This window comes from Collinsella sp. AM41-2BH, from assembly GCF_003468085.1.
Taxonomy (GTDB): Bacteria; Actinomycetota; Coriobacteriia; order Coriobacteriales; family Coriobacteriaceae; genus Collinsella.
In genome coordinates this window covers 1-14,759 of the sequence record NZ_QSGH01000011.1, presented here as the reverse complement: position 1 = coordinate 14,759, position 14,759 = coordinate 1, and the positions used below count along the sequence as shown (strand labels likewise).

Below are 14,759 nucleotides of genomic sequence, written 5' to 3'. Positions count from 1 at the left end.
CGGCTCCTACTCCGTCTCCCTGTGGGCGACCTACGGGTCCTCGACCGAGCGCTGGGCGAAGGCCTCCGCCGACGTCGCCCGACCCGACGTGAAGCTGTCCTGCTCCGCGTCGTCGGGGTCCCTGTCGGTGAGCGCAACCGGCTTCAGCTCCCAGCCCTCCAACGCCGCCGTCCAGGTCACCGCCCCCTCCGGCGCCTGCCGCTGGTACCAGGCCGTTAGGGGCTCCGACGGCTCCTGGGCCGCCGAGGTGCCCGCCGCCGCCGACTTCGGCGAGTTCGGCTCCTACTCCGTCTCCCTGTGGGCGACCTACGGGTCCTCGACCGAGCGCTGGGCGAAGGCCTCCGCCGACGTCGCCCGACCCGACGTGAAGCTGTCCTGCTCCGCGTCGTCGGGGTCCCTGTCGGTGAGCGCAACCGGCTTCAGCTCCCAGCCCTCCAACGCCGCCGTCCGGGTGGTTTCGCCCTCCGGATCCGTCTGTTGGTACCAAGCGAAAAAGGGCCCGGACGGTTCCTGGTCTGCGTCCGTCGCCGCCGCGGTCGACTTCGGTGAAGCGGGTGTTTACTCTGTTGCGATTTGGGCAACATATGGTACTTTTAATGGAAGATTAAAGGCTGATTCAATTTATTGCGATGCATCGAAATTCCCCATTTCTTCTGTATCGAATTCTTCTGCATCAAAAATGGCTGCTTTATTTAACTCTCGCTCAAATTTCCCATCGCAGATTTATGCAAAATATGGGGCAGCTGATATCAATCAGTTTTGCAGTTTAATATATAAGGAGGGTTTAGCAGAGGGCATTAATCCTGATGTGATTTTTGCTCAAGCAATGATTGAAACTGGATGGCTAAAATTCGGAGGTCAAGTCTCTGCTGAACAGTGCAATTTTGCAGGTATTGGTGCCCTAGATTCGGGTATTTCCGGAGCTTCTTTTAATACATTCGGGAATTGTTCGGTGCAAATGGGCATTCGAGCACAAGTTCAGCATCTTAAGGCATATTCTTCCCATAATCCCTTAAATAATGGGTGCATAGACCCTCGATTCTCTTTAGTTCGCAGGGGAAGTGCGCCTTTTGTTGAGGACTTAAGTGGAAAATGGGCTTCAGATCCACTTTACGGAAGAAAAATAAGAACGTTGCTTGATACTCTTTATCAGCTAAATTGATCGTTTAGCATCGCGAGGCAGAGAGTGATCTTTGGTTTAATTGTTTAATGGATTATCAACCTTAAGATTTTCTCGTCATATTTGAAATTGAAGGACGGAAATAATGGACGCACCTATTGCAATTGATTTTGATAACTTGGTCTTTAGCTTACAAAAAACCGGAGGCGGGTCTATCTACTGGGCAAATTTGATATCGCGCGCTGTCAACTCGGAATCGTTCGATGTCGTTTTCCATGATAGGACTGATTCCAAACTCAACCTTCAAAGAAAGCTCATTGAGAACAGCATTGATTCATGTAGGTGTGTCTATTCCAATCTTCCTCTAAGAATAGATGAGGTGAGTCGAGTAAAAGTTGATAGGGATTGTATTTTTCACTCATCCTACTTTAGAACCACCCCCAACAAACATGCTATCAATGTTGTTACAATTCATGACTTTATTTGTATGAAGTATTTCTCGGGGTTTGTTAAGCATTTTCAATTAAATCAAATGAAAGCAGCCGTAAATCATGCAGATGCTGTAATTTGTATTTCGGAGAGTACAAAAAACGATCTTTTTAAATATATTCCAAGCTCGATGAATAAGAATATCGAAATTATTCCACAAGGTTATGACACTAAATCTTACAGATACAATGCTGCTGAAAGGTTGAAAAGGGTCGTATTTGTTGGAAACAGATCTGTTTCCTATAAAAATTTCCGGTTGGCCGTTGAGTCTGTATCCAAATTAAATGACGTAGAGCTACATATTATTGGGTCACCTCTCAATGATGATGAGGTCCGCTTATTGGGTGAATATCTTCCTGGTCGCTTTGTTTCACATGTTTACCCTGAGTCTTCCGAAGTTTCGCGTCTATATAATTCCTCGGCTGCTCTCTTATATCTATCAGAGTATGAAGGTTTCGGACTACCGCTGTTAGAAGCCATGGCTTCAGGGTGCCCTGTTATTGCGCAAAATAAAAGTTCTATTCCAGAGGTTGCAGGGGATTCGTGCATTCTGTTGGATAAAGTGTCTCCTTCAATTATCGCGAATCATATTCAAAGATTATGCTCTTTTGACAATGATTTTAATGCGCTTGTTGAATCCGGGTTGAATAGGGTTCGTAAATATAGCTGGGATCAGACTGCTGAATCCACTTTTGCCTTTTATAAGTCATTAATAAATTAGGATCTAACTTGAGCACTACTTCTTTGTCAGTAAGACAGAATATGTTATGGAACACTATAGGCTGTTTAATATATCAAGCATGTTTATGGCTAATGACAATTACAGTTGTTTTAGTTTCCGGGAATTATGCAAATTCTGGTATTCTGGCCTTTGCGATGTCAATTGGTAATATCTACTATCCATTTGCAACTTATAACATGCGCACAATTCAGATTTCTGATTTAACCTCTGAGATATCATCTTCAGAATACATTGCATTTCGTTATGTAACGGTGGGCTTTGCTTTTATACCTATCGTTATATATATCATGCTGTCAACTTCTGACCTGTCGCTTATGTTTTCAACAATATTATGGTTGCTTTTCAAAGCTGACGAAGCGTTTTGCGCCGTGTTTTACGGAATGGAACAAAAGGCCGAAAGAATGGACTTCATTGGGATTTCACAAGCGGTTCGCGGTATAGGAGGGCTACTGTTCTTTTCAGCACCTTTGTATTTCGGATTATCAATTAATGTTGCGTTTATTTCGCTTTCATTTTTTTGCATAACTGTTACGTGGCTATACGATGCTCGCCATGCATCTTTCTTCGGTTCCGTTATTCCAAAAATTCAGATAACTTTAGTTTTTAGGCTAATAAAACAATACTTGCCTGTTGTATTAACTGCAGTTTTTTTTGGTGCTGTTGTTTCAGTCTCGCGTCAGCAACTGGCGCAAATTGGAGGGACAGAGGAACTTGGTGTTTATGCTGCTGTTGCTACGCCTACTGTTCTTGTCCAAGCAGCTGCATCATTTTTATATGGACCCCTGATGGTGGGATTTGCTGAAAAATGGCATGAACACAATCATAAAGAGTTTATCGTTGAATATTTAAGAGTTGCTGCATTCATTGTGATGTTTACGATGTTGATTTCGTTAGCATGCTCCCTGTTTGGGGATAAGATGCTTTTACTGTTATTTGGATCGTCGATATCCAGAGGTGTTAGCTATCTTGTTCCTGCCGTTATAGCGACTGGACTGACTACTTTGTTTGCTTTCTCGTATGATCTTCTTGTCGTTATAAGGGAAACCTGGGGTGCTTTTCTGTCTACAACGGCAGCGCTTTTGTGTTCATATTTGATATCATCAATTTTCATTCATCATTTTGGTTCGAATGGCGTCAGTTATGCAGTGTCTACGAGTTTTATATTAGGGTTGGTCTTGGCCATTGTATTTTTTGTCCGTCGACTAAATACTATAAATAGGTTTATATTTCAGCCGAATAAATTAAGCAGATAACCCATTCTCTCAGCTTGCCAGACACGCTTGCTATTTTTCTCGGGCCACAAGATCGGCACTTTCTTAACTGAAAATATTTTTAAGACGTGTTTCAGCGAGCTTGACGGTCGAAGATGAGTGTTCTTTAGGCCTAAGAAAGCTGACTTTCGCAAGGCTCGGCCTCCATCCATGATGAAGAGGTTCACTGCGCGTCCAATGATGACGTAATCTGGGTTGCTTGCAACCTTGAAGTGCTTATGTGTGGATCGTCACTGTAGACGCTGAAGTTGACGGGGATGCTATTCACGCTAGCACTACGGGTTGAAGCCTTTAAAGTGAGTGTAGATGGCTTTCTGGTGGTGCGGCACGCACTATGAGGAGGAGAGACTGGCGCGCGAGAAGTGTACTGGATCGCGTCGGACTTGTTGGTGTAGCGACCAATCCGAAGCGAGTTGGCTCGGCGTCCTAGAACCTGGAGCACGGTTGATATCCTATGCCGCCTCGATCCTGTCCGCAAGCTCGATGCCCGATTCGATTATCTTTTTGGCCTCCGCCTTCAGCCGCGCTCAGTCGACCGTTCCGCCAGTACTTGGCGACCGTGTGCCGGTCCATGCCGTGCCTCCTTGCGATCTCACTGAAGTTCGGCTTCGCGCCGGACCCCTGTAGACGTTCAGCTCTCCCATTACGTTTCGCTCCATATGTTGCTCCTTCCGGGTCGGATACCCGATTGGAGCGTAGTTCCGTTAGCGCAGTTGGTAAAAGTACGTTAGTGGGGTCGCCGAAAGCGCGTTAGCGCATTCGGCGAGACGCGTTTGCGAAACTGGTTGATTTTAGTTCGGCGCGAACAGCTCGTGCCGGTGGCTTATATCTCGGTGACGGCGGCACGAGGGCGCGGTTCACACGCCGGTGGCGCTCGATCACGTCGTCCGGGAAGATGCTGTCGGAGCGCAGCTTGGGGATGCGCTCCGGCAGTGTGCCGACGCAGGTGGAGAGGCCGTGCTCTCGGTGGCCATTACGGCTGTTCGCCAAGCCGCCGCACAGCTGGTCGGTCTCGGCGTCCATTACGGCGTTCACGACCTGCTCGGCGAGTCTGCGAAGCAGCTCCTGTATGTCGATGGCGCCGTCGATAAAACGGGGCATGGCGAGCATGTCCGACCTCGGGTCTGATAAGATTTTCACAGAGGTCTACTTCGTTAAACGGACGCTCGGGCGTCACCCTTACATCAACATTTTCGACGAAATCTCATATTTGTGTTCACATGTTTTAATTCGGGGTAGCAATTGAATTCCATTGGTTGAGACTGCTGTCGAATTGCTTGATAGCCCTAGCGGGCGCTCCTACGCAGATGGTATTAGCAGGAACGTCTTTGGTAACTACCGAATTCGCGCCAATTATTGCACCGTTTCCAATCGTTACGCCGGCCAAAACGCAAACATTTTCGCCAATCCAAACATTATTGCCGATATTGACAGGTGAGCCATACAGCTCGCGTTCGTCTGGTGGTATCGTGGGTGTGGATTGATTTTCACCCGTGTACTTACCGTGATTACAGTCGCTAATGAAAATATTTGATGCTAGGAGTACATTGTCTCCGATGGATACAGTGTCAATTGCGACAATGTGAACTCTATCGCCGATATGGACGTTATTGCCGATTTTGATTTTTATATTAGAGTCGTTTTCCGCATCTGGGATTGCCTCAAAGCGACAGCCATATCCGGTTGAAAAGCCTATTCCGTAGGTCACTCTTTTTTTGCCACGGATATAAAAGGGACTTCTAATCAGGCGCGCTCCAGGAAAGAAAATTCTAGTTTTGATAGTTGAATAGATGAGTTTCCCCACCTCTCCAATGGTGTAATTATTGCCGCATATAAACATCGATGCTCTCCGTTCTGCTATTCTTAAAAACGTCTATATGTATTGTACTTAGAGTATTGAGCGAGGCAAATAGTGTCGAAATTGATTATGGTTACAGGCGCTAATGGATATATTGGAAAGCACGTAATTGGCAGTCTGAGTCAACTTGGTGCCGATATTATTGCAGTCGATCGCGTTTGTTCCGGCGCTTTCGGTGATAACGCTCACGTACGTTATATCGAAGGGGATGTGCTCTCTTCTGAGTTTAATTTCGAATCCCTCGACATTGTTCCTGATGCTTTGCTTCATTTGGCTTGGAGAAACGGATTCGATCATAACGCTTCGTCCCACTTGGATGACATGCCACTTCATTATGACTTTATGAAACGCGCCATTGATTCTGGTGTTGAGCATGTGTGTGGCATGGGCACCATGCATGAAGTTGGATATTGGGAAGGTGCCATTGACGAGAATACCCCATGCGATCCCCAGGGTTTATATGGTATCGGTAAGAACGCATTACGGCAGGCTATTTTTTCATATGCGAAAGACAGAGGGGTGATTTGCCAGTGGATTAGAGGTTTTTATATCTACGGAGATGATATTAACTCAAGGTCTATATTCGGCAAGTTGCTTCGGGCTGATGCTGCTGGTGAATCGACATTTCCGTTTACTTCGGGGAAAAATAAATATGATTTTATTTCTGTCGATGACCTAGCAGAACAAATTGCTGCCGTCGTTATGCAAGATAAAATCAATGGGATAATTAACTGTTGTTCTGGGGTTCCAGTATCCCTAGGAGACAAGATTGAGTCCTTTATTGAAGAGCACCATTTGGATATTAGGTTGGACTATGGTGCTTATCCGGATCGCCCCTATGACTCTCCTGCTGTTTGGGGAGATGCTACGAAGATCAACTCAATTTTGGAGATTGCCTAAGATGTCATACAGCTCGGCTGATCACTCATTTGTCGTTTGTGCCTATAAGGATAATCCGTTTTTGGCAAAAACAATACGGTCGCTTCAGAACCAGACGGTGCCCTCGAATGTTGTTGTCTCAACATCAACTCCATCTCCATATATTGAGGGGGTTTGTTCTGAGTGTGGCGTTAAAATGATTATTAACCCCAAACCTCATTACGCTGGTGATGATTGGAACTTTGGCTACGACAGCGTTAATTCAAAGCTTGTTACCATCGCCCATCAGGATGACTTGTATTCTCCAACATTTCTAGAGAAAACAATTGATTGCTTTAATCGTTATATAGAAAAGGACGTATCCATCTCGTTCACTGATTACTATGAGATTAGAAACGGCTCGCGGATAAATTCGAATTTTATGCTTGCCATCAAGCGCATTATGAATCAACTATTCCTGTTGCCTGGCAACGGTACGGTGTTCTTAAAAAAGACCGTGCTCAGATTTGGATGTCCCATATGTTGCCCTTCGGTTACTTTAAATAAGGAGCTATTGGGACCAGGCGTGTTCGATACGACGCTTCGCGATAGTTGTGACTACAAGACATGGGTAAAGCTGGCGTCCACCAATGGGCGCTTCTGTTATATTCCTGAAATTCTCATGGGTCACAGGATTTACGCCGATTCAGCCACCTCTAAAAACCTCGATGAAAACATTCGCACAGGTGAAACGCTGTTGATTTTAAGTGAGCTTTGGCCTGAGCCTATTGCCCGCTTTGTTAATCGTGTTTATTCAAATAGCGAGCGCCTGAATAACGTTAATTGATTGGGGAGTGATTCGAATGAAAGGTATCGTTCTTGCAGGAGGGTCTGGCACGCGCCTTCATCCTATTACTAAAGCTGTCAATAAGCAGCTGTTGCCCATTTACGACAAGCCACTTATCTATTATCCAATATCTGTTCTTATGCTTGCTGGTATTAGGCAAGTTCTAATAATTACAAATCCATCTGATTTGACATCTTATAAAACGCTTTTAGGTGATGGTTCCGATCTTGGGATGGAGATCGAATACGCTGTTCAAGAGAAACCTAGAGGCCTTGCCGACGCTTTTGTTATTGGTCGCGAATTTCTGGCAGGAGAGTCTTGTGCGCTCGTTCTAGGCGATAACTTGTTTCATGGTCAGTCGCTTTCTAAGGTTATCAATTCTGCGAAATGCAGTGTCGAACAACAAGGTGGCGCAGTTGTATTCGGATACCCAGTCAAGGATCCGCGGGCTTTTGGTGTCGTTGAATTTGACTCTAGGAATCGAGTAATTGGCATTGAGGAAAAACCGCAATTTCCAAAATCAAACTACGCAGTACCCGGGCTCTATTTCTACGATGGCCAGGTTGCCGACATTGCGGCTGAGGTAAAGCCGTCGGCAAGGGGGGAGCTTGAAATTACCAGCGTCAACAGTGCTTATCTTAATAGGGGTGAGCTGTCTGTTGAACTTATGGGCCGAGGAATGGCATGGCTTGACACTGGCACTCCCACTGGGTTACTCAAGGCTGCTGAGTATGTTGAGGCGGTTCAGAGTCGTCAGGGGTATTACGTTGCATGTCTAGAGGAGATTGCCTATCGGCAGGGCTTCATCGATTGCTCACACCTGCGCCGCTTGGGTGAAAAGCTGAAGAAAACCGATTACGGTAAGTATATTTTGTCAATTGCAGATGAAGTCGAGAGGGTCAATCGTGCCTGAGCAATTTGAACCTAAGAACATTATCGTCACTGGAGGCTGCGGCTTCATCGGTAGCAACTTCGTGCACTACGTGGTGAACAACCACCCGGGCGTCCACGTGACCGTGCTGGACAAGTTGACCTACGCCGGCAACCCCGAGAACATCGCCGGGCTGCCCTCCGATCGCGTGGAGCTCGTCGTGGGCGACATCTGCGACGCCGAGCTGCTCGATGAGTTGGTGCCGGGCCACGACGCCATCGTGCACTATGCCGCAGAGTCCCACAACGACAACTCCATCGCCGACCCCGAGCCCTTCCTGCGCACCAACGTCGAGGGCACCTTCCGCCTGCTGGAGACAGTGAGGGAGCACGGCATCCGCTACCACCACGTCTCCACCGACGAGGTCTACGGCGACCTGGCGCTCGACGACCCGGCGAAGTTCACCGAGGAGACGCCGTACCACCCTTCCTCGCCGTACAGTTCGACCAAGGCGAGCTCCGACATGCTCGTGCGCGCCTGGACCCGCACCTACGGCCTGCGAACCACGATCTCCAACTGCTCCAACAACTACGGACCCTACCAGCACGTGGAGAAGTTCATCCCCAGGCAGATCACCAACATCATCGACGGCGTGCGCCCCAAGCTCTACGGGAAGGGCGAGAACGTCCGCGACTGGATCCACACCGAGGACCACTCCTCGGCCGTCTGGGACATCCTCACGAAGGGCCGCATGGGGGAGACCTACCTCATCGGCGCAGACGGCGAGAAGAACAACATCACCGTCCTGCGCATGATCCTGGAGGCCATGGGCCGCGACCCCGAGGACTTCGACTGGGTCGCCGACCGCCCCGGCCACGACCGCCGCTACGCCATCGACTCCACCAAGCTCCAGCGCGAGCTCGGCTGGAGGCCGGCGCACACCGACTTCGCCGAGGGCCTGAAACAGACCATCGACTGGTACGTCGCCAACGAGGCCTGGTGGCGACCGGCCAAGGAGGCCACCGAGGCCAGGTATAGGGCGCAGGGGCAGTAGACCGCCCGAGTGCCCTTACGGGGCGCCCCGGGCGGACCGCAGGCATGGGGATGATCCTGCGGCCCGCCCGGGGCGCCCGCAACCACCGTATCGTCGATAGGAGCTTTTCCCACATGGCAGACATCGCATTCGAGAAGGACCTCGCCGTCACCGAGACCGGCATCGAGGGCCTGATGGTCGTCGACCTCGCTGTCCACGGCGACTCGCGCGGTTGGTTCAAGGAGAACTGGCAGCGTGCCAAGATGACCGCTCTTGGCATCTCCGACCTCCGCATCGTCCAGAACAATATCTCCTATAACGACAGCCGCGGCGTTACCCGCGGCATCCACGCCGAGCCCTGGGACAAGTTCATCTCCGTCGCCCGCGGCAGCGTATTCGGCGCCTGGGTGGACCTGCGCGAGGGCAGCGCTACCTATGGGAAGGTCTACACCTGCACGCTCGACCCGAGCAAGGCCATCTACGTCCCGCGCGGCGTGGGCAACTCCTTCCAGGCGCTCGAGGACGGCACCGCCTACACCTACCTGGTGGACGCCCACTGGTCCCTCGAGCTGAAGAAGACCTACACCTTCGTGAACCTCGCCGACCCCGAGCTCGCTATCGAGTGGCCGATCCCGCTGGACCAGGCCACCGTCTCCGAGGCCGACCTCAACCACCCGATGCTGAAGGACGTCGTTCCCATGGCGCCCAAGAGGACTCTCGTCACCGGCTGCAACGGCCAGCTGGGGCATGCGGTCCGCGCGCTCGCCGAGGAGCGCGGCGTGTCTAAGGACTTCGACTTCTGCGATATCGACACCTTCGACATGTCCGACCCGGAGGCCTATTCCAAATACGACTGGTCGCTCTACGGCACCGTGATCAACTGCGGCGCCTACACCGCGGTCGACAGGGCCGAGACCCCCGAGGGCCGTGCCATCGCCTGGAAGGCCAACGCCACCGGCCCCGCCCTTCTCTCCCGCACTTGTGCCGAGCACGGGATCACCCTGGTCCACGTGTCCAGCGACTACGTTTTCGACGGCACAACTGAGATCCATAACGAAGAGGAGCCTATGTGTCCCCTTTCCGTCTTTGGTCAAACCGTAGCTGCCGGTGACATCGCCGTGGCTGGCTGCCTTCGTCATTACATTATTCGCTCTAGCTGGGTCATTGGTGAGGGACGCAATTTCGTTAAGACTATGAAAACCTTATCTGACCGCATTGCTAACCAAGATGACGAGCTTGAGAAGATTGACGTAGTCGATGACCAATTCGGTCGTCTTACCTTCACGCCCGACCTTGCCGCTGCTATCTTTTACTTGTTGGACGCGCATGCCCCTTTCGGCATTTATGACTGTAGTGGTTCGGGTGCTAGCAGGTCATGGGCGGATATCGCTAAAGTGGTCTTCGATGTCGTCAACGGGAACGGCGACAGAGTCATCCCCGTTTCCACCGCCGACTATCGCGCGAGTTCAGAGGTTCCTGTTGCTCCGCGACCGGCTCACTCCACCCTTGACCTCTCTAAACTTGAGGCGGCGGGCTTTCATATGCCCGACTGGGAGGAAGAGCTGAAAGTGTATTTGTCATGCGTTCATGCTGTGTAACAATTGGAGTAATTTGAAATGATCATCACTCGCACACCATTCCGCATGTCGTTCTTCGGCGGCGGCACCGATATGCCCGAGTTCTTCAACGAGCACGGCGGCTCGGTCATCTCGACCACATTCGACAAGTACTGCTACGTCACGGCGCGCCACCTGCCGCGCTTCTTCGACTATTCCACTGAGCTCGTCTACTCCAGGATCGAGCGCGTCTCCGACCCCTCCGAGCTCGAGCACCCCGCCGTTCGAAACGCCATGCAGATGCTCGACATGCGCGAGATGCGCATCGCCTACGAGGCCGACCTGCCCGCGCGCTCGGGCCTGGGCACATCCTCTTCCTTCGCCGTGGGCATGCTCAATGCCTTCCACTGCATGAAGGGCACCTACGCATCCAAGGACCGCCTGGCCAGGGAGGCTATAAGGCTCGAGCGCGACCTGTGCGCCGAGGCCGGCGGCTGGCAGGACCAGATCGCCGCGGCGTTTGGTGGCCTCAACCGCATCGACTTCGCCGACGGCGACTTCTCGGTCCGCCCGATCGTCATCTCGCCGGAGCGCAAACGCGAGCTCAACTCTAACCTGATGATGTTCTTCACGGGCTTCACTCGCTTCTCCTCTGACATGCAGAAGGCCAACCGCGTCACTGATAAGACCGCCCAGCTCAGGGAGATGCTGTCGCTGGTCGACGTGGCCGAGGGCGTGCTCACCGACAAGTCGGCGGACCTCTCCGAGTTCGGCCGCCTGCTCGACACCACCTGGCGCCTCAAGCGAGGCACCGGCTCGCAGGTCTCCACCGGCTCCATCGACGCCCTGTACGAGCGCGGCATGAACGCCGGCGCGCTGGGCGGCAAGCTGCTGGGCGCCGGCGGGGGAGGGTTCCTCGTCTTCTATGTCGAGCCCGACGCGCAGGAGTCCGTGCGCCGCGCGATGTCCGACCTGCTCTACATACCGTTCGAGTTCGAGGACGGCGGCACCTCCGTCGCCTACTACGGGCCCGAGGACTACGACCTGGAGGGATCCCGTTAATGGATACCAAGTGCCCCCAGACGGGCGACGAGTGCCTGTCCACCTTCTTCGAAAACTACCCCGAGATGCTGGCCTGCGAGGCGGAGGTCCGCACGGCCCGCGACCTGATCGCCGGGTCCTTCCGCTCCGGCGGCAAGCTGCTTGTGTGCGGCAACGGCGGCTCCGCCGCCGACTCTGAGCACACGGTCGGCGAGCTCATGAAGAGCTTCCGCTTCAAGCGCCCGGTCGATGGGGCCTTCGCGCAGGCCTACCGCGAGGCCAACGGCGCCGATGCCCCCGCGTGGCTCGAGGGGTCGCTGCCCGCCATCTCGCTCGTCTCACAGACGGCGCTTTCCACCGCGTTCGGCAACGACGAGGCGGCCGTCGGCGTCTTCGCCCAACAGGTCTACGGCTACGGCGAGCCCGGCGACGTCCTGCTCGCCATCTCGACCTCGGGCAACTCCGCCAACGTCGTCGAGGCCGCCAAGGTCGCCCGCGCGAAGGGCGTCCGCGTGGTCTCGCTCACTGGCTCAAAGGAGTCGAAGCTCACCGGCATCTCCGACGTGTGCGTCCGTGTACCCCGCGACGAGGTCTTCCGCGTCCAGGAGCTGCACCTGCCCACCTACCACGTGCTGTGCGCCGCGGTGGAGGCCGATATGTTCGGGGGTGCCGAGTAGATGCGCCCCTACCGCGAGGCGATCGTGCTGGCGGGCGGCTTCGGCACCAGGCTCGCCCACGTCGTGCCCGACGTTTGCAAGCCAATGGCGCCGGTCGCCGGCAGGCCGTTCCTGCGCTTCATCATGGACCAGCTCGCCGCGGCGGGCTTCGACCGCGTCATCGTCGCCGACGGCTACCGCCGCGAGCAGATCGAGGGATTCTTCGGTTCCTCGTATCGCGGCATGGCGGTCGAGTACAGCCCCGAGGACACGCCCCTGTTCACCGGCGGCGCCGTGAAGAGGGCGCTCGGCAGGTGCCAGTCGGACTGGGTCTTCGTCCTGAACGGGGACACCTGGCTCGATGTGGACTTCGCCGCCATGGAGGCCGCCGCGGCCGATGCACTTGATAACGTCTCGGCCGTCATCGCCGTCAAGCGCATGCGCGGCTTCGAGCGCTATGGTACGGTCGACGTGGACGCCGGCGGCGCCCTGACCGCGTTCCACGAGAAGCGCCCGTGCGAGGAGGGCCTCATCAACGCGGGCGTTTACCTTCTGCGCAGGCACGCCCTCGATGACATGCCCGAGAAGTTCTCCCTGGAGAGCGACTACTTCGAACGCGTCGTCGGCTACAGGTCGCTGCGCGCTGTTGAGTGCGCCGGCGGCTTCATCGACATCGGCGTGCCGGAGGACTACGAGCTCGCGCAGACGATGCTCGCGCCTCTCGCCAAATCCTGGAAGCTCGCCATGTTCGACCGCGACGGCACGATCAACGTGGACACCGGGCACCTGCATGAACCCGAGAAGCTGGAACTGATCCCCTCCACGGTCGATATCATGCGCGGCTACACCGACGACCCCGACTATAAGGTCGTCGTGGTGACCAACCAGGCCGGCATCGCAAAGGGCCTCTACACTGAGGCCGACATGCGGCACCTGCACCGATATATGGAGGATGAGCTGGATAGGCTCGGTGTGCACGTGGACGCATGGTACTTCTGCCCGCATCACCCCGACTACACGGGTCCGTGCGATTGTCGTAAGCCCGCGCCGGGGATGCTGCTGGCAGCGATGCGCGATTTTGATGCTCTGCCGGGTAGATGTATCATGTATGGCGATATGCAGAGTGATGAATTTGCTGCATCGAGTATCAATGTTAATTTTCAAAGGGTGTAAAGCATTTGTCGGAGTTGCTTTAATTGAGAGATCGGTTTACCTGTGTCAGATGGTGCTAAAGTCCTCGTTGCCATTCCTGCGTTTAATGAGGAAGAGTGTATAGAAAAAACTGTAGTTGAGCTAGAATCTGTTCCAGATGAGTTTGATTTTATAGTTATCAATGATGGTTCTCGTGATGCAACGTTAGATATATGCAGACAACTAAGATGCAATGTAATCGATTTGCCAATTAACTGTGGTCTGACGGTTGGGTTTCAAACTGCGGCTCGTTATGCAGTGGATCATGGTTATGACTATATGATTCAATTTGACGCTGATGGCCAGCATAGACCGGAATACATCGTTAAACTTGTAGAAAAGGCTTTGGTTGATAATGCTGACATTGTAATCGGTTCTAGGTTTTTGACTGTCCGTAAGGATAAGTCTCTACGAATGCTCGGATCTCGTATGATTACCGTGTTGATTAAAATGCTAACTGGCACTAGGGTTAGCGATCCCACATCGGGATTTAGGCTTTTTAAGCGATCTATTCTTGAAAAGTTTTATTACGACAATTCGCTTAATCCCGAGCCCGAAACAATTGCACTGTTCTTGAAGCAAGGTTATTCCGTTTCCGAAGTTCAGGTCGAAATGCGAGAGCGTCAGGGAGGGGAGAGTTATCTCAATCCCGTTAGGTCGGTTCAATATATGGCGCGGGTGTTCGCTACGCTTTTAATTGTTCAGTGGTTTAGGTGATCTTATATGTCTTTGACGCTCCGAGCACTTCTTATCTTTTTTGCTGTGTTGGTCTTTTTCTTCGTTATACGAAGATTGAAAAAGGCGCAAATGCAGGTACTAGATTCTCTCTTCTGGCTGCTATTCAGCCTTAGTTTCGTTTTACTTGGAGTATTTCCTGATATTGCTATTTTTGTTTCTAATAAGCTTGGCTTTATTTCGGCATCGAATTTCGTATTTCTTTATGTTATCGCTGTGCTTGTTATGAGAGATTTCTCAAACTCTCTGCGTTTATCGAAACAGGAAGAAAGGATTAATGAGCTAACTCAGTCCATTGCACTTCGGGAGAAGCAAAAGTAGAAAAACTCTTCATTACATAATAAGTCTGCATGAACACGAGACTTCTTTTGCTGTCCAGGTTTCAGCAATCTTTCTACTATATTTATTTTTACTCAGCCATTCGAGGGTTTTAACGATTAACTGTGAAGGCACCTTGATTATCAACTTTATCCGAACACCTCCCACATTCA

General features: G+C 52.1%; 14 protein-coding genes and 2 pseudogenes. 13 read left to right on the top strand and 3 right to left on the bottom strand.

Annotation, left to right across the window (positions count from 1 at the left end; translation table 11 throughout):
* The 3 genes from DW899_RS06730 to DW899_RS10475 all read left to right on the top strand — a co-directional run.
* Positions 1-1,162, top strand: a 1,162-nt coding sequence (locus tag DW899_RS06730) for a glucosaminidase domain-containing protein (RefSeq protein WP_233539933.1), incomplete at its 5' end; no start/stop codon positions are given.
* A 103-nt stretch (positions 1,163-1,265) separates the two neighbouring features.
* A complete protein-coding gene (locus DW899_RS06725; protein ID WP_117800417.1) occupies positions 1,266-2,330 on the top strand; it encodes a glycosyltransferase family 1 protein in 1,065 nt (354 codons plus the stop codon).
* An 8-nt stretch (positions 2,331-2,338) separates the two neighbouring features.
* Positions 2,339-3,604 carry a hypothetical protein gene (locus DW899_RS10475; protein ID WP_147349731.1) on the top strand — a complete coding sequence of 422 codons (1,266 nt, stop codon included), beginning with the start codon at positions 2,339-2,341 and terminating at the stop codon, positions 3,602-3,604.
* A gap of 768 nt (positions 3,605-4,372) precedes the next feature.
* Here the strand turns inward: DW899_RS10475 and DW899_RS06715 are convergent.
* The 3 genes and pseudogenes from DW899_RS06715 to DW899_RS10890 form a co-directional block, all read right to left on the bottom strand.
* On the bottom strand, positions 4,373-4,762 hold the full coding sequence (locus tag DW899_RS06715) for a transposase (protein ID WP_199570290.1): 390 nt from the start codon (positions 4,760-4,762) through the stop codon (positions 4,373-4,375).
* A 139-nt stretch (positions 4,763-4,901) separates the two neighbouring features.
* Positions 4,902-5,048: pseudogene (locus DW899_RS10895) on the bottom strand (DapH/DapD/GlmU-related protein); the annotation flags it as partial.
* Between the two features lie 102 nt (positions 5,049-5,150).
* A pseudogene (locus DW899_RS10890) lies at positions 5,151-5,462 on the bottom strand (hypothetical protein); the annotation flags it as partial.
* Between the two features lie 72 nt (positions 5,463-5,534).
* On the opposite strand from DW899_RS10890, the gene DW899_RS06705 reads away from it, so the two are divergent.
* The 10 genes from DW899_RS06705 to DW899_RS06660 all read left to right on the top strand — a co-directional run bounded on the left by DW899_RS06705 (position 5,535) and on the right by DW899_RS06660 (position 14,589).
* A complete protein-coding gene (locus tag DW899_RS06705; RefSeq protein WP_117800415.1) occupies positions 5,535-6,380 on the top strand; it encodes an NAD(P)-dependent oxidoreductase in 846 nt (281 codons plus the stop codon).
* Between the two features lies 1 nt (position 6,381).
* Complete coding sequence (locus DW899_RS06700; protein WP_117800414.1) at positions 6,382-7,185, top strand: glycosyltransferase; 804 nt, start codon at positions 6,382-6,384, stop codon at positions 7,183-7,185.
* A 16-nt stretch (positions 7,186-7,201) separates the two neighbouring features.
* Positions 7,202-8,098 carry a glucose-1-phosphate thymidylyltransferase RfbA gene (gene rfbA, locus DW899_RS06695; RefSeq protein WP_117800413.1) on the top strand — a complete coding sequence of 299 codons (897 nt, stop codon included), beginning with the start codon at positions 7,202-7,204 and terminating at the stop codon, positions 8,096-8,098.
* Complete coding sequence (gene rfbB / locus DW899_RS06690; protein WP_117800412.1) at positions 8,070-9,110, top strand: dTDP-glucose 4,6-dehydratase; 1,041 nt, start codon at positions 8,070-8,072, stop codon at positions 9,108-9,110. The genes rfbA and rfbB overlap by 29 nt, the downstream gene beginning before the upstream one ends.
* 113 nt (positions 9,111-9,223) lie before the next feature.
* Positions 9,224-10,687 (top strand): sugar nucleotide-binding protein, encoded by a 1,464-nt coding sequence (locus DW899_RS06685; RefSeq protein ID WP_117800411.1) that lies wholly within the window; start codon positions 9,224-9,226, stop codon positions 10,685-10,687.
* A gap of 18 nt (positions 10,688-10,705) precedes the next feature.
* Complete coding sequence (locus DW899_RS06680; RefSeq protein ID WP_117800410.1) at positions 10,706-11,707, top strand: kinase; 1,002 nt, start codon at positions 10,706-10,708, stop codon at positions 11,705-11,707.
* Positions 11,707-12,363, top strand: a complete 657-nt coding sequence (locus DW899_RS06675; RefSeq protein WP_117800409.1) for an SIS domain-containing protein — start codon at positions 11,707-11,709, stop codon at positions 12,361-12,363. The genes DW899_RS06680 and DW899_RS06675 overlap by 1 nt, the downstream gene beginning before the upstream one ends.
* Positions 12,364-13,515, top strand: coding sequence for an HAD-IIIA family hydrolase (locus DW899_RS06670; RefSeq protein ID WP_117800408.1), 1,152 nt, complete (start codon positions 12,364-12,366; stop codon positions 13,513-13,515).
* A 42-nt stretch (positions 13,516-13,557) separates the two neighbouring features.
* A complete protein-coding gene (locus tag DW899_RS06665) occupies positions 13,558-14,250 on the top strand; it encodes a glycosyltransferase family 2 protein (protein WP_117800407.1) in 693 nt (230 codons plus the stop codon).
* A gap of 6 nt (positions 14,251-14,256) precedes the next feature.
* Positions 14,257-14,589 (top strand): DUF2304 domain-containing protein, encoded by a 333-nt coding sequence (locus tag DW899_RS06660; RefSeq protein WP_117800406.1) that lies wholly within the window; start codon positions 14,257-14,259, stop codon positions 14,587-14,589.
* Positions 14,590-14,759 lie beyond the last annotated feature (170 nt).

Excerpts from the sequence above, each read along its gene's own strand:
- DW899_RS06725 (WP_117800417.1), top strand. The coding sequence starts at position 1,266 with ATGGACGCACCTATTGCAATTGATTTTGATAACTTGGTCTTTAGCTTA.
- DW899_RS06680 (WP_117800410.1), top strand. The coding sequence starts at position 10,706 with ATGATCATCACTCGCACACCATTCCGCATGTCGTTCTTCGGCGGCGGC.
- DW899_RS06675 (WP_117800409.1), top strand. The coding sequence starts at position 11,707 with ATGGATACCAAGTGCCCCCAGACGGGCGACGAGTGCCTGTCCACCTTC.
- DW899_RS06660 (WP_117800406.1), top strand. The coding sequence starts at position 14,257 with ATGTCTTTGACGCTCCGAGCACTTCTTATCTTTTTTGCTGTGTTGGTC.
- rfbB (WP_117800412.1), top strand. The coding sequence starts at position 8,070 with ATGAAGTCGAGAGGGTCAATCGTGCCTGAGCAATTTGAACCTAAGAAC.
- rfbA (WP_117800413.1), top strand. The coding sequence starts at position 7,202 with ATGAAAGGTATCGTTCTTGCAGGAGGGTCTGGCACGCGCCTTCATCCT.
- DW899_RS06700 (WP_117800414.1), top strand. The coding sequence starts at position 6,382 with ATGTCATACAGCTCGGCTGATCACTCATTTGTCGTTTGTGCCTATAAG.
- DW899_RS06685 (WP_117800411.1), top strand. The coding sequence starts at position 9,224 with ATGGCAGACATCGCATTCGAGAAGGACCTCGCCGTCACCGAGACCGGC.
- DW899_RS06670 (WP_117800408.1), top strand. The coding sequence starts at position 12,364 with ATGCGCCCCTACCGCGAGGCGATCGTGCTGGCGGGCGGCTTCGGCACC.